Annotated in this window: 18 protein-coding genes; 10 read left to right on the top strand and 8 right to left on the bottom strand. The window is 51.5% G+C overall.

The features are described 5' to 3' along the window. Window positions 1–14: 14 nt before the first annotated feature. Window positions 15–1424: a peptide MFS transporter gene (locus HA49_RS16105; protein ID WP_046791878.1), complete on the bottom strand. Its 1410-nt coding sequence runs from the start codon at window positions 1422–1424 to the stop codon at window positions 15–17. Between the two features lie 535 nt (window positions 1425–1959). Here HA49_RS16105 and HA49_RS16100 point away from each other — a divergent pair. Together HA49_RS16100 and HA49_RS16095 are read left to right on the top strand one after the other, a co-directional pair. Continuing rightward, window positions 1960–2658 (top strand): EAL domain-containing protein, encoded by a 699-nt coding sequence (locus tag HA49_RS16100; protein WP_038023721.1) that lies wholly within the window; start codon window positions 1960–1962, stop codon window positions 2656–2658. Between the two features lie 129 nt (window positions 2659–2787). Further along, window positions 2788–3495 carry a flagellar brake protein gene (locus tag HA49_RS16095; RefSeq protein WP_038023720.1) on the top strand — a complete coding sequence of 236 codons (708 nt, stop codon included), beginning with the start codon at window positions 2788–2790 and terminating at the stop codon, window positions 3493–3495. 130 nt (window positions 3496–3625) lie between these two features. Here the strand turns inward: HA49_RS16095 and HA49_RS16090 are convergent, their stop codons facing one another. From HA49_RS16090 to HA49_RS16060, 7 genes are all read right to left on the bottom strand, one after another. Then, the gene (locus HA49_RS16090; RefSeq protein ID WP_038023718.1) at window positions 3626–4684 is read right to left on the bottom strand and encodes a fimbrial protein; all 1059 of its coding nucleotides are present in this window, start codon (window positions 4682–4684) and stop codon (window positions 3626–3628) included. A gap of 11 nt (window positions 4685–4695) precedes the next feature. Next, on the bottom strand, window positions 4696–7254 hold the full coding sequence (locus HA49_RS16085; protein WP_038023717.1) for a fimbria/pilus outer membrane usher protein: 2559 nt from the start codon (window positions 7252–7254) through the stop codon (window positions 4696–4698). A gap of 23 nt (window positions 7255–7277) precedes the next feature. Further along, on the bottom strand, window positions 7278–7952 hold the full coding sequence (locus tag HA49_RS16080) for a fimbrial biogenesis chaperone (protein WP_038023714.1): 675 nt from the start codon (window positions 7950–7952) through the stop codon (window positions 7278–7280). A 37-nt stretch (window positions 7953–7989) separates the two neighbouring features. Continuing rightward, window positions 7990–8529 carry a fimbrial protein gene (locus HA49_RS16075; RefSeq protein ID WP_038023925.1) on the bottom strand — a complete coding sequence of 180 codons (540 nt, stop codon included), beginning with the start codon at window positions 8527–8529 and terminating at the stop codon, window positions 7990–7992. Between the two features lie 472 nt (window positions 8530–9001). Continuing rightward, complete coding sequence (araD, locus tag HA49_RS16070; protein ID WP_038023713.1) at window positions 9002–9697, bottom strand: L-ribulose-5-phosphate 4-epimerase; 696 nt, start codon at window positions 9695–9697, stop codon at window positions 9002–9004. 51 nt (window positions 9698–9748) lie between these two features. After that, complete coding sequence (gene araA / locus HA49_RS16065) at window positions 9749–11251, bottom strand: L-arabinose isomerase (protein WP_038023710.1); 1503 nt, start codon at window positions 11249–11251, stop codon at window positions 9749–9751. A 10-nt stretch (window positions 11252–11261) separates the two neighbouring features. Further along, entirely contained in the window at window positions 11262–12974 is a 1713-nt protein-coding gene (locus HA49_RS16060) for a ribulokinase (RefSeq protein WP_038023708.1), read from the bottom strand. A gap of 235 nt (window positions 12975–13209) precedes the next feature. Here HA49_RS16060 and ytfQ point away from each other — a divergent pair, with 235 nt between their 5' ends. The 8 genes from ytfQ (at window position 13210) to araC (ending at window position 22662) form a co-directional block, all read left to right on the top strand. Further along, window positions 13210–14166: a galactofuranose ABC transporter, galactofuranose-binding protein YtfQ gene (gene ytfQ / locus HA49_RS16055; RefSeq protein WP_038023706.1), complete on the top strand. Its 957-nt coding sequence runs from the start codon at window positions 13210–13212 to the stop codon at window positions 14164–14166. Between the two features lie 48 nt (window positions 14167–14214). Beyond that, a complete protein-coding gene (locus HA49_RS16050) occupies window positions 14215–15735 on the top strand; it encodes a sugar ABC transporter ATP-binding protein (protein ID WP_038023703.1) in 1521 nt (506 codons plus the stop codon). Continuing rightward, a complete protein-coding gene (gene ytfT, locus HA49_RS16045; RefSeq protein ID WP_038023701.1) occupies window positions 15728–16741 on the top strand; it encodes a galactofuranose ABC transporter, ATP-binding protein YtfT in 1014 nt (337 codons plus the stop codon). The genes HA49_RS16050 and ytfT overlap by 8 nt, the downstream gene beginning before the upstream one ends. Next, entirely contained in the window at window positions 16741–17724 is a 984-nt protein-coding gene (yjfF, locus tag HA49_RS16040) for a galactofuranose ABC transporter, permease protein YjfF (RefSeq protein ID WP_038023700.1), read from the top strand. Before ytfT ends, yjfF begins: the two co-directional genes overlap by 1 nt. A gap of 387 nt (window positions 17725–18111) precedes the next feature. Further along, window positions 18112–19095: an arabinose ABC transporter substrate-binding protein gene (locus HA49_RS16035; RefSeq protein ID WP_038023696.1), complete on the top strand. Its 984-nt coding sequence runs from the start codon at window positions 18112–18114 to the stop codon at window positions 19093–19095. Window positions 19096–19173: 78 nt separating this feature from the next. After that, entirely contained in the window at window positions 19174–20697 is a 1524-nt protein-coding gene (gene araG / locus HA49_RS16030; protein WP_038023694.1) for an L-arabinose ABC transporter ATP-binding protein AraG, read from the top strand. A 15-nt stretch (window positions 20698–20712) separates the two neighbouring features. Continuing rightward, window positions 20713–21699 (top strand): L-arabinose ABC transporter permease AraH, encoded by a 987-nt coding sequence (gene araH, locus HA49_RS16025; protein ID WP_038023692.1) that lies wholly within the window; start codon window positions 20713–20715, stop codon window positions 21697–21699. A gap of 69 nt (window positions 21700–21768) precedes the next feature. Beyond that, window positions 21769–22662: an arabinose operon transcriptional regulator AraC gene (gene araC, locus HA49_RS16020; protein ID WP_038023923.1), complete on the top strand. Its 894-nt coding sequence runs from the start codon at window positions 21769–21771 to the stop codon at window positions 22660–22662. Window positions 22663–22668: the final 6 nt, after the last annotated feature.

Below are 22668 nucleotides of genomic sequence, written 5' to 3'. Positions count from 1 at the left end.
GGCCGAAATGTGCGTCAGGATTTTACGCTGCTGAGTGGATTGATTAACCGACGAAGCACCGGAATAAGCAAGGCGATGATAATCGCTGCAATGACCGATCCCCAGCCGAGAATATTGAAAATATGGCTGTATCCCGGGTTAGTGGCCAGCGGGGTGGAACCTGCATTTTGTGGCATCATTCCCGAGAAATAGCCGGCGAGAACCGAAGCGACACCGGTCACCATCATCCAGCTGCCCATCATCAGTCCCTGGTGTTGTTTCGGCGCCAGCTTGCCAATCATTGCGTAGCCGATAGGCGAAATCAGCAGTTCCGCAATGCTTTGCAGAATATAGCTGATGACAATCCATTTAAACGCCATTAAACCATCGCTACCAGCCAGGCTAATGCCGACGGGTAACACCAGCATACCCAGACCGATAAATACCAGCGAACTGGCAAACTGCAACGGAATATCGATTCTCCAGCCTTTAGCCCGTAACCGGTTAAACCCGGCCGCCAGCAGAGGGCCACCAATAACAATCACGATAGTATTAATGTCCTGAATCCACTGTGGTGCTACCTGCCAGCCATAGACATTCAGGTTAATATTGTTTTCCGAGAATAGCATTAACCCCATTGGCGCTAACTGATAAAGCGACCAGAAGACCAGTGAACCCAGCATCAGGATCAGGTAAGCCCCCATCCGTGAACGCTCTTCTGCCACCGGGTGTCTGAGAGCTAAGCCGCACAACAGGATAAACACCAATGTACCAATCGCAATCACAAAATAGCTGCTGACCCCTGCATGGCTCAGCATTAACCTGATGATTGGCAACAGTACCAACAGGATGGCAATTCCGGCCAGCAGGCGCTGACGAAAACTGGCCGGGCTGACCGTGCTGAGCGGGGTATCTTTATCCCTGACCTGTTTCCAGTAGATAAAGGTCAGCAGAATAGCAATCAGATTACCGGAAGTGGCAAACAGGAACAGGGCTTCATAATCGGCAGACAGTTGGTAGTAACCCGCGACGGTAAAACCGATGAAAAAACCAAGGTTCATCCCGGCATAGTTCCACAGGAAAGCACTTTCACGACGCGGGTCGTCCGGGGTAAATCGCTGTGTCAGCATCATATTAAGGCAGGTCACATTTAATCCGCTGCCGGTCAGGAACATTGCCAGACCCCAATACAATCCGCTGACCCCGGCGCTGGCAATCAGATAACAACCGATGACCTGCAACACCATTCCCATAACGAACAGATTGCGGTTACTCAGATAGCGGCCACCGAGATAACCGCCAAACAGGTGCAGACCATAATTAAAGGCGCCGAACACGCCCATGATCGCGTTGGCTGAGTTTTCACTAAATCCCAGCTTTTTCGTGGCATACAAGACCAGTGTTGAGTACAACACTGCGAAGCCAAGTGTCGAAAACATCTGAATAAAAAAAGTACGCCGGAACCGGCACTTTTTTGTGGAAGATGAGTGGCTGAAGCGTTCAACGCTTTCCCCCTGTAATAATTGATGTTGTGATGGTTATGGGTCATCTCCGGAAATATCCGGGAGCCTTTTTTAAAGATGTGAAAAAATGCCATTTTTTCGCCAGACTCACAACTATTAATCTGTGGTGAGCAAAATGTTTATCTCGTATCAACAGGCTTTGGTTCAGATTAATTTACTTTTATTGCATCCTCTTAGTATAAAATTCCGCCCGGACGCACTGGCGATGGCCAGCGGCAGTGCCGTCAGTCCTGCGGCAAAGAGTTTCTCAGAATCTTACCCACACCGGTCGCCGTTTATCAGAATTTATAATGGAAATTGCTTCATTGATAGGGAGAGACTCTCATAAAATCATCTGTAAAAATATCAGGCGGCGTATACTTTCTTCAGCAGCCAGGCAGGCAGCACATCATCTGCCCGCTGAAAATTCAGGCTAACTGACTGGCCTGCTTTTTTTTTCAATGACTCCGGGTGGGCTATGACCCCTTTAAAACTTGCTAATTTTTCAATTAATTTTGTTTTCCAGCCGATGTTTGGTAAAACCGGAGAATTGTTAGCGGTTGAGTGTTTGTCCAGAATCACCGCCAACAACCAGGGGACAGCAATCTCTCCGGAATTTTTTTTCCAGAATCTGACACCCGGAATGAGCATCGATATTTTGAAGGCGCAGATTGCATTAATTGAATCTTACCGGGAATGGTTTGTGAGCAATGATGTGATTGTGACCCTGAACGTCGATGATAAATCATTAGAGTTTGTTAACAAACATTATCTCTCACGGGATAAAGATGCGCTCAGCTTCATCCATTTTGAAGTGAATGAATCATCAGATAGTCTGGTGGCCGAGCCTAACCAGTCGCCGGTATTTCTGAAGAAACAGACCGTCTGGCTGGATGATTTTGGATCAGGCCTGTCGGGTTTTTCGGCCTTTTTTGACAACCAATTTCGCTTTATAAAAATTGACCGTTTTCTGCTCTGGAACTTTATGAGCAAGCCTGGCGGCAGCCAGTTGATGGAAGCACTGTTGAATTTCTTTGCCCTGAATAACTGCAATGTGGTGGTGGAAGGTATCGAAACCGATCACCATGAACAGTGGTTATCTCAGATGCCATACTATGCCCTGCAGGGCAAACTTTGGAAAGAACTGACCATTGAAGAGTTGTGCCGTGCTGCCTGATTCCCGGGCAGCCGTCTGTCATCACTGCTAAAGGTCAATCTGGCTTAACTCTCATAGTAATCTTGTGAACCTCTTCTTGTTTTAATATGTTATTCTTCAGGCATGATTAAGTAACAAGGGTTTGTTGTTATGGTGCGTTTTGAGACTGATTCCCTGATTATTAAGAAAGATCGTTTCGAACTGATGGCAATCCTGAGGACTTTGATTAAGGAAAAGCACCGTCTGAATCTGGGCTCAGAACAGGGGTACGATTTTGAAGTGCAGCGCCTGGAATCCGGCCGTATCAATCTCATTCCTCTTCAGGACCCCGCAACACTCCCTGATAAGCTCGACCTGATTGCTGAAGGCCGGGAAGCTAAAATTATCTTCAGCACCAGGGTGCTGGCGTCACAAAAAACCGATAGCGGTGTGGTGATTGTCGGAGATATTCCTGATGAATTTCAGTACTACCAACGCCGGATTAATTTGCGGGTTCCTCTGCCAATATGGAAGCACTTTACACTCACGTTGCCGGTCTCCGGACTGACGGTCCCTCCGCCGTTTATTATTTATGATTTCTCGGTCGGTGGTGTCGGGGTTTATACCCAGAAACCGTTATCGGAAAAGATTAAAGTGGGATCGGTGTTTAAGAAAGCACAACTCTCCCTCGGTGAATATGGTGAATTCAAAGCTAATGTTGAGATTATTGCCATTAACGATCTGGAAGATGAATTACCGGAACATCCCGGTTATCAGCAGCGGATGTCGGTTAAATTTACCAATCTTTCACTGATTACCCAGCGGAACTTCCAAAAAATTGCCTATGCGTTTGAAGTGAATTTTAAGCGTAAGAAGTAACTCCATGGCGGTTGACCCGCCAATTCTCTGCGTCCCCCCGTTAAGCCACAACAAATTCTGTCGCTCAATTCAAAATGACGGGGCTATGGCCTGTTTTCTCCGCCCCCGGGAAACCGGGGGCGGACGCTGACTATTTGAACGTGATATTGACGGTCGCCGTGGTATTGAAGGTCCCGACTGTCGGAGAGTTAGTCAACCATTTCAGATAGGCAATATAGCCCCTCGGAATGGTCGTATCGCTGCTGGTGATGGCAGCGGAGGTGAAATTATAGGTCTGACCAAAAACAATCGGAGTACTGGTATCAGTGCTGGAGGTCAGATAAACGCCAATACCCGGTTTGGTTGAAGGGATAAGTAAGGTACTGTCGGAAGCACTCACATCATTACTACTAAAACTGGCGACCAGTTGTTGGCCGACACAGCCCCCACCGGAGACGTTAGCTGTTACGGTAAAGGGGATAGTTTTGGCAATCTTACCCACCGCCGAAGTCTCACGCATTACGCTGCCAAAGTTTATAGTAGACGGTGAAATAGTCACCGTCGGGGTACACTGGATGACCTTAATATTATTAAAATTTGTCAGGTTAGCCACATAGTTACTGTTAGGGGTTGAGTTTATCCCCAGTTCGCCATCCACCTGGAATACACGGGCAGTCCCGATATCGGTAAAGGTAGTAGGCGGAGCGACCCCGGTGGCTTTCAGATAAATAGAGAAGGTAAAAGAGATGGTCAGTGGCCGGGCCTGTCTGTAGTAGGCATAGTAATAAGAGTCAGCCACGGTTCCGCGGCCAACATCAATTGCCTTTTTGGCGATGGCGGTATTAATGGAATCGTAATCTTTACCATTAATGGTGACCCCGACACTCAGGGAAGAGTTAATTTTGCTCAGATCACCCTTAGGGTTCCAGTACAGCCACGCGTCTTCCCCCTGTGGATGACTTTGCATATCCCAGCAGGTAAAAGTGGCGGTATAAGTTGAAGAGCGCCACAACACCCTGCCGGCCGTAAAGTCAGATTTTGCAAACGACACCGAACCGATGGAGAAATCCTGGTTGATAGCGCCCGTCGGGCTGGTCTGACTAGTATTACTGCCCTGGCGGCAGGACAGGGCAAAACTCTGCTGGCTGGCGAAAATTGCACACAGCAACAGTAGCAGGCCGGTCAGTTTTTTAATGATATGCAGCGTCATTGCCTGACTCCTCAGGGGCGTTGGCAGGTAAGTGTAAGTTCCTGGTAACCCATGGTTTTAGTTTGAGCATCCAGTTTTGCAGGGATCTGCAGATAGCATTTATCGGCAGGGCCATCACCCCATTTCACCGTCAGTTTATCGCCAGCGGCAATACCTGCCACGTACAGGTCACCGTTCATACCCACGGTTCCGCTGTTACGGCCTTGTGAGTTAAATACACTGGCACCGATCTGCGGGAAGCTGTTATCCGCTAATCTTGAATGGATAAGCAAACTGTGTCCGTAGAAGGTATTAAAGTTCACCCGGACAATCGCTTTCTCTGTCGGTACGGTCTGGATAATGGACTGTGGAATATCCAGACCCGGCCGCATTTGTTCGGTATCCAGTGCAATGGTGTTGTAACGGTACGGCGTTACGTTATTCACGATGGCATAGCCGAAGCGGTCAACTTTTACCCCCGGAGAGTTCAGTACGCCTACTCCTTGCGCATCCTTCGCTTTAACAATCACAAAAGTATCACCCAGTGGCTGTGACAGAGTGACACCGCCGGAGTGAACCACCAGGCCACCGCTGGCACCCAGTGAAGACTGAGTATAATCAGAGCTATAGCTGTAACTGCCGTTAATATTGCCTTTGCTGCCATCGTAGCTCAGGTTAGCACTGCTGTTTTGTCCGCCAGACTGAGTATGGCCGGTAGAGACGCCATAGCTCAGGCGGTTATCATTCAGCAGGGTACCGGAAACGCCGGTATTGTAACTGTCGCCACTCTGCTGATCGTGCGCCAGCTGAGTGGTGGACACAATAACGTTGTTATTGCTGTTGATCACCAGCGGAATCGACAAGGTGACATTGACACTATTGTCTGAGTAACCATATTGTGAACGGGTAGACTGCCAGTAAACCCCATAGCTGGCCCCTTTCCAGGAATTGGAGTAACCCACCTGCACTGTGCGGGTTTTTTCACTGGTTCCCCAGTAAGTCTGCTGGTTGGCATTCATATAAATGCTGCCATAACCATTCAGGCTCTGGTTAATCGATACTTCCATCCGCTGACGCTTGTTGGCGTAGACATTGGAATAGTAGGTCGCATTATTGGTCTGTGCCCAGCCGGGTGTCCCGGTAGCGACATCATTGGGATCAATATAGTCAGACTCATATTGACCATTTTTCCATTCACGCCGTTCCTGAACGGCATCGTTGAAGTCGTAATATCCTGAAGTCGAATAGCGATAGCCGGCTAACCGGAAGTCGGTACCCAGTTCGTTCAGTGATTTTGCATACAAAATACGGTAGCTCTGGCCTTGTTTGGTGCCACCTGAGGCCAGATTGGTTTTAGCATAACTGCCATCCAGTGACACAGCACCAAACGCACCCAGGCTGGATCCTATCCCGGCAACAGCCGACTGGTAATTGTCTGCAATCAGGACTCCACCATAAGGGGTCAGGTTATGGCTGATACCACGGGCCACGGTTCCCTGAATAAAGTCAGGATTGTATCCGCCGGTACCATCGTGGTAACGACCGGCAGTGACTTCGTAATTCCATAATCCTTCACGCAGCATATTGGCCACAGAAGAATAAGCGACAGTAAACTGGTGTGAAGAGCCATCGGCCTCGGTCACCGTGACATACAGCGTGCCACTGGTGTTCGGATAAATATCATGAATCGCAAACGGCCCCGGGGGCACCGTGGTACTGTACACCAGGTAGCCGTTCTGCCGGATGGTAACCCGGGCATTAGAAGAGGCGACGCCACGAACTACCGGGGCATAGTTACGCATGCTGTCAGGCAGCATGTCATCCACGCTGCTCAGTTTAACGCCACGGAACTGGATACTGTCGAACACACTGTTGCTGGTGGAGGACTGGCCCACCAGAAAACGACTGCGCATGGAAATAATATCAGTTTCCGCCCAACTGGAAATATTGTTCCAGTGGGAACCCGAGGTATTATCGTGGGTATAGTTACCATTCTCCCGTAACCGCCAGCGGCCGAGGTTAAGACCGTTACTCAGCGACAGGTAGGTATATTCGTTGCTGGAGGCTGAAGATGACCCATGGTAACTGTTTTTACTGTAGTCCAGGTTGTAGTTGACGAATCCGGCATTCACGCCTTCGTCCCACAGACGTGTCGGAATAGAGCCTTTCGGCACTACGGTCATACTGGTTTGTGGAATGGTCAGGTCAATACGTTGCCGGGTAATATCCGGTTCTACCTTTCCGTCCGGGATCAGTTTTTTTAAATCCACACATTGCTGGCCGGCGACCGGGGCTGGCAAGATAATACCGTAATTGTGTAATTGTTCAGCACTAAAACAGGGTTCAACACCATTATCATTACGGATAAAGGTCACTGACAGGCTGTCAATTTTTTCAGAATTAAGATAAATATCGAAAGGGTAGGTACCTGGCTGAATACTGTCGCCGACAGAGACTTCACGCGCAGTATTCATATTTGCCGCGCCATGAACAAACTGCATATTAAACTCTTCAGCGCTGGCCGCAGAAATAACAAACATTCTCGGTAAAGCAACAACAAGCGGCAGAGAGCGAAATATCTTTTTTTTCATGGCGACCGGCTTCTGAATTGTCTTTATTTGGTCGGGAAGTTTTTCACTTCTGAGGTTCCGCCAAAATCATTGACATAACTGAATGAAACGGCTGAACCCACCTGAGTATTCGCCGGCAAAGTAAACTGTTCGGTAGAGTCCGGTGCCACCATATCCAGATAAATATCTCTGCCGCTACCCAGATGCAGGCGGTTCAGAGAGACATACATCGGGCCATTATTGGTAACAGATAATTTATTTCCACTTTGCCGCCATACCAGTTTCTGAACTTCTTTATCCAGTGTGGTATTCAGTCCCTGCGGACGATAGAAAAGTTTTAACCGGCTGTGTACCGCAATCTGTAAAGTATTTGAGTCTTTAGCCGACGGCGGAATTTCCTGCAGATTAATCCAGAACAGTGATTCACGATTCGTGGGCAGTCCGTGACCGGAATAAATAAAACGGAGCGTGGCTTCCTTGCCAGCATCGATGCGCATAATTGGCGGAATAACCTGCATCGGAATTGCAGCGTTATTGTGTGGGTTTTCGTTTTCCAGCCAGCTTTGCAGCATATAGTTTTGGTCGCTGCCATTATTTAATGACAATGAGGCAGAACTACTGTTCGAATTATAGATAACTCTGGTGGCTTCCAGTTGAATCGCCGCAAACGAAGAGACGGAAAACAACTGCAGCAGTGCAAAAATAAACAACTTCTTCATTATTTATTACCTGTTTTTGCCACCAGAGTGTCAGCGATTACTGATACTCGATAGAGAAATCAGTGGTTGCATTTGCCGCACCACTTGGAGTGCCGGCTGCAAACGCGTGGTATCTGGCCGCCAGTTTGATATTCAGTGCACCGGTAGAGTCAAGCGCCTGGAAAGGCACAGCACTGCTGGTGTCGCCGATAGTATAAGCAGCTCCGCTCGCTAAGTCAGTGATTTTAATACCCACTGTAGTTGACGGGTCATTGCTTGCGCCGGTAGAAGTCAGTTTCAGTAAGGTTGGGTTACCTGCAACAGCAGTACCATCAAAACGTACTTTCACTGAACCGGTTGCACATTTAGTCAGGTCAATTTCAAATGGTTTTGGACCCGCTTCCTGTCCAGCAGCCGCTAACGCAGAGCTTGAGTAGTTGCCCATCGCCACAGTAATTGTTTTGTTGGTTGCATTTGAAACAACGCAGCCTGACTGAGTGATATTACCGGTGAAAGACACAGTACCATCGGCAGCGATTGCTTGTACAGATGCCAGACCTAAAGTTAATGCCGCAATTGGTAACAGAACTTTTTTCATTTTAAGACCCCATGACTGATTAGTAAAACGCATCATTTGTTGTTGAGATAAATCAGGTGAGTGATTTATCCGGGACTGCATTCTGATAACCAGCCTTGCGGGCAACACATCAGTCAGCATTTCCGTTGAAGAGAGATTACCACCAGGAATTATCTGTAGTGATAGGTTTGGGGAATGGATTCATTGTTATTGATAGTTGAAATGCGCTTTACTTGAATAAGTACCGAAAAAACAAGGCGTGAAAATACTTAGCAATATCGGTATGTTAGAGAAATACGTTGTTTATATGCAGAAAAAATGATTTTTTTTCCCTGAAAAATCCTCGTCCTCTCCCGGCAGGGAGAAACATCAGCGGTGAGATCAAACATGAAGGGATTTATCAGAAGGGTAAATGTGAAGTCAGGTCGGGAAAGTTTAGCGGAGCAGGTCAGCCGTAGAGAAAATACTTTACTACGGCTGACCAAATGGGCGTTTACTGACCGTAGTAGGCGTTGTTACCGTGTTTACGCAGGTAATGCTTATCCAGCAGGGTTTGCTGCATTGACTGCAACCCCGGGTTCAGCTGATGAGAAAACAGCCCCATATAGGCAATTTCTTCCAACACGATAGCGTTATGCACTGCGTCAGCGGCATCTTTTCCCCAGGCAAAAGGGCCATGAGAATTGACCAGCACCGCAGGGATCTGCCCCGGGTCAAGGCCTTGTTGCCGGAAAGTTTCGACAATCACTTCCCCGGTCTGCCACTCATACTCACCATTAATTTCATCATCCGTCATGGGTCGTGTACAAGGTACCGCGCCATAGAAGTAGTCTGCCTGGGTGGTGCCATTCGCTGGTATATTGAGCCCGGCTTGCGCCCAGATGGTGGCATGCCGGGAGTGAGTATGGACGATGCCGCCAATCTGTGGAAATTTCTGATACAACAAACGGTGAGTTGGCGTATCAGACGACGGGCGTTTGCGACCTTCCACCACCTCACCGGTCTGCAGGCTGACCACCACCATATCGTCGGCTGTCATCGTGCTGTAATCCACTCCTGAAGGTTTGATGATAAGTACGCCATGCTGGCGGTCTACCGCACTGACGTTGCCCCACGTCAACGTCACCAGATGATGTGCCGGCAGAGCCAGATTGGCGGCCAGCACCTGTTGCTTAAGTGATTCAAGCATTGTTCTGTCCTCAGTGATGGCCTGTACCGGCCAGCGGTACAGGCCGCAGGATTATGACTGCCAGCGGTAATAGACAGAATTCCAGCGCAGGCTGTCTTTCAGGCCGTGCAGGGTAGTGTTCTGATCGATCACCGTGATCTCGATATTGTGCATTTCGGCAAACAGATACATATCTTCCAGAGTCAATGCCTGGCTGAACACGGTATGGTGTGCGCCACCGGCCAGCATCCAGGCCTCAGAGGCGGTGTAGAGATCCGGTTGCGGTTGCCACAATGTGGATGCCACCGGCAGTTTAGGCAGTGGATGCTGTGCGGGAATGGAATCCACACAGTTAACCAGCAGGCGGAAACGATCCCCCAGATCAATCAGTGAGGCATTAATCGCCGGTCCGGTTTGAGCCGCAAAAATAAGCCTGGCAGGATCCTCTTTACCGCCAATTCCCAGCGCCTGAACATCCAGCACCGGTTTATCGGCGTTGGCAATGCTGGGGCAGATCTCCAGCATGTGTGACCCCAGAACCTGCTGTTCGCCAGGGCGCAGATGATAGGTGTAATCTTCCATAAATGAGGTGCCGCCCGGCAGGCCACTGGCCATTACTTTCATCATTCTCAGTAACGCGGCGGTCTTCCAGTCACCCTCGCCGGCGAAGCCATAACCTTGCTGCATCAAACGTTGTACCGCCAGACCCGGTAACTGTTTCAGCCCGTGAAGATCTTCGAAGGTCGTGGTGAATGCATGGAATCCACCGTCGCTCAGAAAGCGTTTCATACCAAGCTCTATTCGCGCGGCATCCAGCAGATTCTGGCGCTTATCTCCGTTGAGTTGTACGGCCGGCGTCAGCTGATAGCTGCTTTCATACTCATCTATCAGGGCATGAATCTCGCCGTCGCTGACCTGGTTAACCACGCTGACCAGATCCCCGACACCATAGCCATTCACCGCATAGCCAAAGGTGATTTGTGCCGCCACCTTGTCCCCTTCGGTCACCGCCACTTCACGCATATTGTCACCAAACCTGGCCACTTTCAGTTTGCGGGTATCCTGTACCGAGACGGCCTGACGCACCCAGCGGCCCAGACGTTTCAGCGTCTCCTGATCCTGCCAGTGGCCGGTGATCACGCTGTGTGACAAGCGCATTCTGGCACCAATAAACCCGAATTCCCGGCCGCCGTGTGCGGTCTGATTCAGGTTCATATAGTCCATATCGATACTGCCCCAGGGAATATGGTCATTGAACTGAGTGTGGAACTGCAACAGCGGTTTGGTCAGTACATTCAGGCCATTAATCCACATTTTGGCCGGCGAGAAGGTATGCAGCCAGACGATAATCCCGGCACACCTTGTATCGCTGCTGGCCTGCTGACAGAGTGCGGTGATGTCATCCGGACGGGTCGCGGTCGGTTTGAGTTGCAACCGGCAAGGCAGGCCGCCCTGAGAGTTAAGTGAATCGACCACCTGTTGCGCCTGGCTGGCGACCTGGCGAAGAGTTTCTTCTCCGTACAGGTGCTGGCTGCCGATGACGAACCAGATATCATATTGTTGAAAAATGTTCATTCAATGCTCCTTAATGCGCCAGAGAGATACCGTCTGCGGCACTGACCGTGTCGGAGGTCCGGCTGATCGGGGTATAGAGTTGTTCGGCAGCCACTGCCCATTGCTGATAGCGCTGGTAGAGTTGCCCGAAAGTGGCAGATCGTTGCGGGTCGGGTTGCAGTGTCTGCTCAATATTACTGGCCATATGCTGTTGCGCGGTGGCAATATCCGACCATTCACCGGCCGCGACGGCGGCAAAAATAGCCGCTCCCAGTGCACAACACTGATCAGAAGCCACTACCTGTAACGGGCGATTCAGTACATCGCAGCACACCTGCATAATGACGGGGTTTTTACGGGCAATTCCGCCCAGTGCCATCACGTGGTTGACCGGAATATCCTGTCCGGTAAAGCAGTCCATAATGGCGCGGGCACCAAAGGCGGTCGCCGCAATCAGTCCCCCAAAAATAGCCGGTGCATCACTGGCCAGCGTCAGGCCAGTGATCACCCCTTTTAGTCGCTGGTTAGCATTCGGTGTCCGCCGACCATTCAGCCAGTCGAGGACCAGCGGTAAATGATCGAGCGCCGGCTGACTGGCCCATGCGCGGGTCAGTTCCGGTAATAGTTGCTGACGGCTTTGCTCTATGGTGTCCCGAAGCTCCGGATGCTGTTCAGCCAGACTCTCCAGCGGCCAGCTCAATACCCGGCCAAACCAGGCGTAAATATCACCGAAGGCAGATTGTCCGGCCTCAAGCCCGATAAAATCCGGAACGACACTGCCATCGACCTGGCCGCAAATACCGCGAACAGCGCGTTGCCCTACCTGCTGTTTATCGGCAATCAGGATGTCGCAGGTCGAGGTACCAATCACTTTGACCAGCGTATTTGGCTGGGCTCCCGCCCCCACGGCCCCCATATGGCAATCAAAAGCGCCACCGGCAATGGCTATTCCGGCTGGCAGCCCCAGCCGTGATGACCACTCAGCCGTCAGTTTGCCGACCGGTTTTTCTGCGGTGAAGGTGTCGCGGAACATCGGGTAGGGAAGGTGCTGGTTTAGCAATGGATCCAACTGGTCAAAGAACGCGGCGGGTGGTAATCCTCCCCAGCTTTCATGCCATAGCGCTTTATGTCCGGCCGCGCAGCGACTGCGGTGGAACTCATTCAACGCGGTGGTTCCGGAAAGAATCGCCGGAATCCAGTCACATAATTCGACCCAGGCCACGGCCTGTTCAGCAACGGCACTATCCTGGCGGGTGATATGGAGGATCTTCGCCCAAAACCACTCACTGGAATAGATTCCGCCAATATACTGAGAGTAATCTTCGGCGGCTGATTCATGGCACAACCGGGTGATCTCTTCGGCTTCATCCACCGCGGTATGGTCTTTCCACAGGATAAACATGGCATTCGGATTGGCGGCAAACTCTGGTCTCAGAGCCAAAACCTGGCCGCTGGCGTCCACGGGGGCCGGTGTTGAGCCGGTCGTATCCACACCAATCCCGCTAATTTGCTGTCGTTGTTGGTCACTCAGCTTCGCTAAGGTCTGTTGCAGAGCACTTTCCATCGCTTCCAGATAATCACGGGGATGGTGGCGAAACTGGTTCACCGTGGCATCGCAAAACTCCCCTTGTTTCCAGCGGGGATACCAGGCCACACCTTCGGCAAGTTCTTTGCCATTTTCACAATCCACCGCCAGTGCACGGACAGAATCACTGCCAAAATCGAGCCCCAGTGTTAAAGACATAATCAAACTCCGCTCAGGTAGCACATGGGAAAACAGTAGGGGGCTGGTGGAAAAAGCGGTATGACTCTGCGGCTGTAGATATGGACAATTTTGCTGAGGTCATCAGAAGTGTGAGCTGGCGCGATTTGCTGAACAGAACCTTATCTATATTTGCTCTACGCAACGATTTTTCTGCTACAGAAGGTTGCGAATAAATACCTATAAAAAACTCTACCCTACAAGCACGAGGTGACTTATGTGGAAACGTATTTTACTGGCAACGGCCATCTCCGCAGCCCTGACGTCGGCAGCGATGGCTGAGAACTTAACCGTCGGTTTTTCTCAGGTTGGCTCTGAATCTGGCTGGCGGGCTGCAGAAACTACCGTGGCAAAACGTGAAGCTGAGAAGCACGGTATTACCCTGAAAATTGCGGATGGTCAGCAGAAACAGGAAAATCAGATTAAAGCGGTACGGTCTTTTATTGCCCAGGGTGTTGACGCCATATTTATCGCTCCGGTGGTACAAACCGGCTGGGAGCCGGTATTACGCGAAGCTAAAGATGCCGGAATTCCGGTATTCCTGCTCGACAGGGCGATTACCGTTAAAGACCCGTCGTTATACATGTCCGTTGTGACCGCCGATAACGTGCTGGAAGGGCGGCTGATTGGTGACTGGCTGGTAAAACATGAGGCCGGTAAGCAATGTAATGTGGTTGAGCTGCAGGGTACCGTGGGTGCCAGTGTCGCCATCGACCGTAAAAAAGGCTTTGCTGAAGCAATTGCCGACCATCCGAACATTAAAATCATCCGTTCTCAGTCCGGTGACTTTACCCGCAGCGGCGGTAAACAGGTGATGGAAAGCTTTATCAAGGCCGAGAACAACGGCAAAAATATCTGCATGGTGTTTGCCCACAACGACGATATGGCCATCGGTGCCATTCAGGCGATTAAAGAAGCCGGCCTGAAGCCCGGCAGCGATATCCTGACCGGTTCGATAGACGGTGTGCCTGATATCTATACCGCGATGCAAAAAGGTGAAGCTAACGCCAACGTCGAGCTGACTCCGGATATGGCCGGTCCGGCTTTCGATGCGCTGGAAAAATACAAAAAAGATGGCACGCTCCCACCAAAAATTATCCGTACAGACTCCCGGCTGTATTTACCGGCTGACGCCGCGGCGCAGTTAGCGAAAAAACAGGGGATGGGCTACTAACCGCCAGACCGCCTGGTCACAGGCGGTCTGCTGCCAGAGGAGAACCCTATGGAGCTGTCACAGGACACCGGCTTACTGACCCTGAAAAATATCAGTAAGCGCTTTCCGGGCGTCAAAGCGCTGGATGATGTGTCATTTTCTCTCAGGAAAGGCGAAATCATGGCGTTGCTGGGGGAAAATGGTGCAGGAAAATCGACACTGATTAAAGTGCTGACCGGGGTATATACCCGCGATCAGGGCAGCATATTGCTCAATGGCCGGGAAATTAACCCACGTAGCACGGCTCAGGCACAGGAGTCCGGCATTGGCACGGTTTACCAGGAAGTGAATCTGCTGCCCAATATGTCGGTAGCCGATAACCTGTTTATGGGACGGGAGCCACGGCGCTTTGGGTTAATCGACCGTCGCACCCTTAACCGCAAAGCCAGTGAACTGTTGCGGGAATATGGCTTTGAACTGGATGTTACCGCCCCGCTGGGTGTATTTTCGGTGGCTATGCAGCAGATTATCGCCATCTGCCGGGCGGTCGATTTGTCCGGGCAAATACTGATTCTGGATGAACCCACCGCCAGCCTGGATACCAGCGAAGTCGAAATGCTGTTCACCCTGATGGAAAAGCTGAAAGCGCGCGGGATGAGCCTGATCTTCGTGACCCATTTTCTTGATCAGGTTTACCGTATTACAGACAGGATCACGGTATTACGCAACGGACGTTATGTGGCGACGCGCGATACCGCGACATTACCGCAGCTGGAGTTGATTAAACTGATGCTGGGCAGAGAACTGCTCAGTACCTCATTACAACGTCAGGGGCGGACCCTGCACAGCGAAAATCCGGTGGTCAGTTTCAGTCAGTACGGACGTAAAGGGGATATTGAGCCGTTCGATTTGGCGGTACGTCCCGGAGAAATCGTCGGGCTGGCCGGGCTGTTGGGCTCCGGTCGTACCGAGACGGCTGAAGTGTTGTTTGGCATTCGCCGTGCCGATCAGGGGACCGCATCGATCCGTGGAGCATCGCAAAATATCCGTACCCCGGCGCGGGCTTCCCGGGCAGGGATAGGATTCTGCCCTGAAGATCGTAAAACCGATGGCATCATTGGTGCGGCCTCGGTCAGGGAAAATATTATCCTGGCCCTTCAGGCACAGCGCGGATGGCTTCGGCCACTCTCCCGCCATCAACAGACAGAAATTGCCGAACGACTGATCAAAAGCCTGGGGATTCGTACCCCGGATGTTGAACAGCCGGTAGAGCTGCTGTCCGGGGGGAATCAGCAAAAAGTGTTGTTGTCGCGCTGGCTGGTGACCCGACCCCAGTTTCTTATTCTCGACGAACCGACCCGCGGGATCGATATTGGTGCCCATGCAGAAATTATCCGGCTGATTGAATCGCTGTGTGCCGACGGACTGGCACTACTGGTGATCTCGTCCGAGCTGGAGGAGTTGGTGGGCTATGCAGACAGGGTGATTATTTTGCGTGATCACCGCCAGGTGGCGGAGATCCCGCTGGAACGGCTGTCGGTAGGGACGATCATGACCGCGATTGCCGACGGAGGAGGTCAGAATGGCTGAAATTCCTGAAACCGTAGTAGTGACGGAGAAACATAAACGGCGCTGGCCGCCGGGGATTCCGCAAATTCTCGCCCTGATACTGGTGCTGATTATTGACAGCCTGGTATCGGATAATTTCTTTTCAGTACAGATTCGTGATGGCCGGTTATTTGGCAGCCCGATCGATATTCTGAACCGGGCCGCTCCGGTCGCTATTCTGTCTCTGGGAATGACGCTGGTGATCGCCACCGGAGGAATCGATCTGTCGGTCGGAGCGGTGATGGCTATCTCCGGGGCGACCGCTGTGAGCATGGTGGTCGCCGGGCACTCACTGCCGGTGGTGATTGGTGCAGCGTTGCTCAGTGGTGTCGTGTGCGGTCTGTGGAACGGCATCCTGGTGGCTATTCTTAAAATACAACCCTTTGTGGCGACACTGATCCTGATGGTGGCCGGGCGGGGTATCGCTCAGTTGATCACTCAGGGGCAGATCGTCACCTTTGATAATCCGTCGCTGGCCTGGCTGGGGTCTGGCGCCCTGGCGGGGTTACCGGTGCCGGTGTGGATCACTTTATTTATCGCCCTGCTGACAGGGCTGCTGGTGCGTAAAACCGCGCTGGGTTTATTCCTTGAAGCAACAGGGATCAATCTGCGGGCTGCCCGAAATGCCGGGGTGAATGGCGCGGTGATAGTGATTGTCGCTTATGTGATTAGCGGCCTTTGTGCCGCGGTGGCCGGGATTCTGGTCGCCGCTGATATCCGTGCTGCAGATGCGAATAATGCCGGGCTGTGGCTGGAGCTGGATGCCATCCTGGCGGTGGTGATTGGCGGCACGGCACTGGTCGGGGGGCGGTTTAATCTGTTTCTGTCACTGATCGGGGCACTGATTATTCAGGCGATGAACACTGGGATTTTACTGTCAGGTTTCCAGCCGGAACTGAATCAGGTGGTGAAAGCCCTGGTGGTAATGGCGGTGCTGCTGTTGCAGTCTCCGCGGTTTCTGGCGCTGTTTACCCGGAGAGAACGCTGATGATTAAACGCTATTTACCTTTAATGATCACGCTGGTGGTCTTTGTCGCTGGCTATCTGTTTTGTCTGAGTCAGTATCCGGCGTTCGCGACGACCAGAGTGATCTGTAATATCCTGACCGATAATGCGTTTCTGGGGATTATTGCGGTGGGGATGACCTTTGTGATCCTCTCCGGCGGTATCGATCTGTCGGTAGGGGCGGTGATCGCCTTTACCGGGGTGTTTATCGCGCGGATGATCACTCAGTACCATATGGATCCGTGGCTGGCATTTGCGATTATTCTGGTGGCCGGCGCGGCCTTCGGAGCGCTGATGGGCTGGCTGATTGATGCACTGAAGATCCCTGCGTTTATTATTACGCTGGCCGGGATGTTTCTGCTACGTGGCTGCAGTTATCTGATCTCTGAAAACTCAATCCCGATTGACGATCCGCTGTATACCACCTTGTCCTCACTGAGCTGGAAGATTCCGGGAGGTGGGCGACTCAGCCTGCTGGCGGTGATTATGCTGGTGGTGGTCGCTGGCGGGATCCTGCTGGCTCACCGCAGTCGCTTTGGTAACCAGGTCTACGCCATCGGCGGAAACCTGACCTCTGCCCGGCTGATGGGAGTATCGGTCAGAGCGACCACGCTGAAGGTCTATATGCTGTCGACAACCCTGGCAGTGTTAGCCGGAATTGTCTTCTCGGTATATACCTCTGCCGGCTATGCCCTGGCGGGTGTCGGGGTTGAGCTGGATTCGATAGCCTCAGTGGTGATCGGAGGGACCTTACTGTCAGGCGGGGTAGGCACTGTACTGGGGACTCTGTTTGGCGTACTGATTCAGGGCCTGATCCAGACATGGATTAATTTTGACGGCACGCTGAGCTCCTGGTGGACCAAAATTGCCATCGGAATTCTGTTGTTTGTGTTTATCAGTTTGCAGCGCCTACTGACTTACTGGTGGAGTCGACAGAAAAATGCGCCAGTCCGTCGGTTAAGCTGATGGCTAATTACACCAGGCTGTTGATGACACAGTGGCAAGGGATTGCCCGCTGAACTGGTAAAAAACAGCTATTCATAGCGGTTAAGTGTTCTTTCACTTGCCTCCGGGAGTGGCTATAACTTCTGTGAAATATGGCTTTATTTGCTTTTTTATCCGATAAATGACCGAAATTGTGATCGACTTCAAATGTTACTCAAAGGTTAATTTTGCTGAATGTATGGATAAATTCGCTGTCATTGAGTGGTGTGATTTTGCTCTCCCTTTCCTGAAGTAAACAAGGATAAAACTAACCCTGATTTTACCGGGGGGAGTGACCATTCGGCCAGGCGTAACCGCTGAAGTCCATTGTTCTGCCACCCGACATCGTGACCATTGCCGGAGAGAATAATGCGTAAATCTACCCAACTGTTAGCTGCGCTTGGCCTGGCCGCCCTGATGTCCCATTCAGTGTTGGCAGATACCCTGAAACTGGGATTTCTGGTCAAGCAACCAGAAGAACCCTGGTTCCAGACCGAATGGGCGTTTGCCGATAAAGCCGGCAAAGATATGGGGTTTAATGTCATCAAGATTGCGGTTCCTGACGGAGAAAAAACGCTGAATGCCATTGATAGCCTGGCGGCCAGCGGTGCCAAAGGCTTTGTTATCTGTACCCCGGATCCTAAACTCGGCGCCGCTATCATTGCCAAAGCCCGCAGTTACGATATGAAAGTGATTGCGGTAGATGACCAGTTCGTGAATGCCAAAGGCCAGCCGATGACTGCTGTCCCGCTGGTGATGATGGCTGCCACCAAAATTGGTGAGCGCCAGGGCCAGGAACTCTATAAAGAGATGCAGAAACGTGGCTGGGATGTGAAAGACACAGCGGTGATGGCGATTACCGCGGATGAACTGGATACTGCAAGGCGTCGTACTACCGGCGCTATGGACGCCCTGAAAGCCTCGGGTTTCCCTGCTGCACAGATTTATCAGATTCCCACCAAATCAAATGATATTCCGGGGGCGCTGGATGCCGGTAATTCGTTGCTGGTTCAGCACCCCCAGGTTAAGCACTGGCTGATTGTCGGTATGAATGACAACACCGTGTTGGGGGGTGTTCGGGCGACCGAAGGCCAGGGATTTAAAGCCGCAGATGTGATTGGTATTGGCATTAACGGAGTCGATGCCGTCAGCGAACTTTCCAAAGCCAAAGCCACCGGTTTCTACGGTTCTTTACTACCGAGTCCGGATATCCACGGCTATAAAAGCAGCCAGATGTTGTTTAACTGGGTGACCAAAGATGAACAACCGCCCGCATTTACCGAAGTTACCGATGTGGTGCTGATTACCCGTGACAACTTTAAGCAAGAACTGAAGAAAAAAGGGCTGATGTAAACCGCAGCCACGCTCCGTCGCCTGGGGGGCGGAGCGTCAAAATTATCATGTTGTCATTGACTGTGATCGGGAGCCGTTATGATAAGAACCTCCGCGCCTCTGGCGTTTCAGGGGATAGGCAAAAGTTTCCCCGGGGTTAAAGCGTTGCAGGATATCTCCTTCAGTTGTAAGCAGGGGCAGATTCATGCATTGATGGGCGAAAATGGTGCCGGCAAATCGACGTTACTGAAAATCCTCAGCGGCAGTTATACCCCCACCGAAGGAACGTTAATTCTTCAGGGGAAACCGGTGGCATTCAGTAATACCACCGAGGCTTTACAGGCGGGTATTGCCATTATTTATCAGGAATTGCATCTCGTGCCGGAACTGACAGTTGCCGAGAATATTTTCCTGGGTCAGTTACCCGGTCAGGGTGGATTGTTAAATAAAAAGCTGTTGCGACAAAAAGCCCAACAGCAACTCAGCGCTCTCGGGATGACTATCGACCCGGAAACTCCGCTTAAATACCTGTCACTCGGCCAGTGGCAGATGGTGGAGATAGCCAAAGCGCTGGCGCGTGATGCGCAGGTGATTGCCTTCGATGAACCGACCAGCTCGTTGTCTGCCCGCGAAACTGAGCACCTGTTTCGTGTGCTCCGTCAACTGAGGGCACAGGGCAAAGTGGTGCTCTATGTCTCGCACCGGATGGAAGAAATTTTTGCCTTAAGTGATGCGGTGACGGTATTTAAAGATGGTCGCTACGTCTGCACTTTCGATGATATGACCCGGCTTAGCCACCAACAACTGGTGCAGGCGATGGTGGGGCGCGATATTGGTGATATCTATGGTTACCAGCCGCGTCCCGTCGGTGAAACCCGCCTGAGGCTGGATAAATTCCATACCACCGGGGTGAAACAACCGGTTTCCCTGCAGGTTAGATCCGGGGAAATTGTCGGATTATTTGGCCTGGTCGGTGCCGGACGGACCGAATTACTGAAAGGACTGTTCGGTGCCAGCAAAATACTTTCCGGGGAGGTGTGGCTGGAGGGGGCAAAACTCCGTCTGTCGCAACCCATCGATGCTATTCGTTCCGGTATTCTGCTCTGCCCGGAGGACAGAAAAGCTGACGGTATCATCCCCGTTCACTCAGTTAATGAAAATATCAATATCAGCGCCAGGCGTGAACATTTGTCGGCGGGCTGGCTGGTGGATAACCACTGGGAACTGGAGAACGCCGGGCAGCATATCCGGGGGTTAAAAATCAAGACCCCGACCGGTGAACAGCAAATCGCCCGGCTCTCTGGCGGAAATCAGCAGAAAGCTATCCTCGGCCGTTGGTTGTCAGAAAGCCATATTAAAGTGATGTTACTGGATGAGCCTACCCGGGGTATCGATGTGGGCGCTAAACATGAAATTTATCAGCTGATCTATCAACTGGCCTCGCAGGGCGTTGCCGTATTGTTTGCCTCCAGTGACCTGCCAGAAGTGTTAGGACTGGCAGATCGTATTCTCGTGATGCGTGAAGGTGCCATTGCCGGTGAGCTTTCTCATGATCAGGCGAGCGAATCTCAGGCATTGAGCCTGGCGATGCCGGTAGCCTCCGGACAACCGGCTGTTGCCTGAAACCAGGAGTTAACTATGACTAATTCAACTTCAACCCCTTCTGCCACCGCACCGCTGGCAGTGTCTTCCGGGCAACGCCTTAACCGGCTGTGGAACAATTTTGGCATGCTGGTGGTATTTGCATTGCTGTTTATCGTCTGTGCCATTTTCGTGCCTAACTTTGCCACGTTTATCAATATGAAAGGCCTGGGACTGGCTATGTCGATGTCCGGGATGGTGGCCTGCGGAATGCTGTTTTGCCTGGCTTCCGGTGATTTTGATCTGTCTGTCGCTTCGGTGATTGCCTGTGCCGGAGTGGTGACCGCGGTAGTGATGAACCTGACCGAAAATATGTGGATTGGCGTGGGGGCCGGTTTATTACTGGGTTGTCTGACCGGATTGGTCAATGGATTTGTGATTGCGCGGCTTAAAATTAATGCCCTGATTACGACGCTGGCGACAATGCAGATTGTCCGCGGCCTGGCTTATATCATCTCGGACGGTAAAGCGGTGGGCATTGATGATGATTCGTTTTTCAGCCTGGGATATGCCAACTGGCTCGGGGTGCCGGCACCCATCTGGCTGACGATTTTAACGATGGTCGTGTTTGGATTCCTGCTAAATAAAACCATTTTTGGCAGAAATACTTTGGCGATTGGTGGTAATGAGGAAGCCGCCAGACTGGCCGGGGTGCCTGTCGTCCGCACCCGGATTATTATTTTCATCCTTTCCGGGCTGGTATCGGCCGCAGCGGGAATCATTCTGGCCTCCCGCATGACGAGCGGCCAGCCGATGACATCGCTGGGCTATGAGTTGGTAGTGATTTCTGCCTGTGTGTTAGGAGGCGTTTCGCTAAAAGGTGGGGTAGGCCGCATTTCTTATGTCGTAGCCGGGGTATTAATATTAGGCACCGTGGAAAATGCCATGAATCTGCTGAATATTTCACCGTTTTCACAGTATGTCGTACGGGGTGCTATTTTGCTGGCAGCGGTTATTTTTGACCGCTATAAACAAAAAAGCTAAGTCTGAAAGCGTTGTGATTCACCATGCGCCTGGTGAGTTTGCTTCTTTGAGTTCCGGGGAGAATTTATGATGTTGCATTCGTCATCCGGCAAATTACAGAAAGATCCGTTACTGCCGGGCTATCATTTTAATGCCTGGCTGGTGGCGGGGTTGACGCCAATCACCGCCGGGGGAGCTCTGGATTTCTTTATTGACCGCCCGGAAGGGATGAAAGGGTATATTCTTAATCTCACCATTAGTGGAAAGGGACGGGTTTTTGAAGGCGAAGCCGGTTTTGACTGTGAGCCCGGAGATATGTTGCTGTTTCAGCCGCAAATGGCGCATTACTATGGCCGGGCGCCGGACAGTGATAACTGGTTTCATCGTTGGGTCTATTTCCGTCCCAGAGCCTTCTGGAGTAACTGGTTACAGTGGTCCACCCTGCAATCCGGCGTAGGAAGATTACGGTTACCGGAGAGTTTGCAGGCTGAGTTCAGTCAGATGTTTATTAATATTGAGCAGGTGCACAATTCAGGAAGGCCCTTTGCCGAAGAAATGTCGATGAATCTGCTGGAAAATCTGTTGCTGAGGGCGGCAGAGGAAGACCCCAGACACCAGCAACAGGTTCGTGATGCCCGAATTGTGGAAGCCTGTCAGTTTATGACACTGCGTCTGGCCAGTGATCTGAAAATTGAGGATATTGCCCGGCATGTTTGTTTATCGCCGTCACGGCTGGCTCATCTGTTCCGCGAACAACTGGGAGTCAACCTGCTGCGCTGGCGTGAAGATCAACGGATTATCCGTGCCCGGTTATTACTACAGTCGACCCTGGAACCGGTGGCCACGGTGGCCAGAGAAGTGGGATATGACGATCAGCTCTATTTTTCCAGGGTTTTTCGTAAACGGGTAGGGGTCAGCCCCAGTGATTTTCGGCGGCGTAGCCATGAAGATGAAGCCATGTTATCTGTCGAGCCTCCCCGATGAGACTGC

Source organism: Tatumella morbirosei (assembly GCF_000757425.2).
Taxonomy (GTDB): domain Bacteria; phylum Pseudomonadota; class Gammaproteobacteria; order Enterobacterales; family Enterobacteriaceae; genus Tatumella; species Tatumella morbirosei.
The sequence above is the reverse complement of the archived record's forward strand: the minus strand, read 5'-3'. Positions and strand labels throughout refer to the sequence as shown.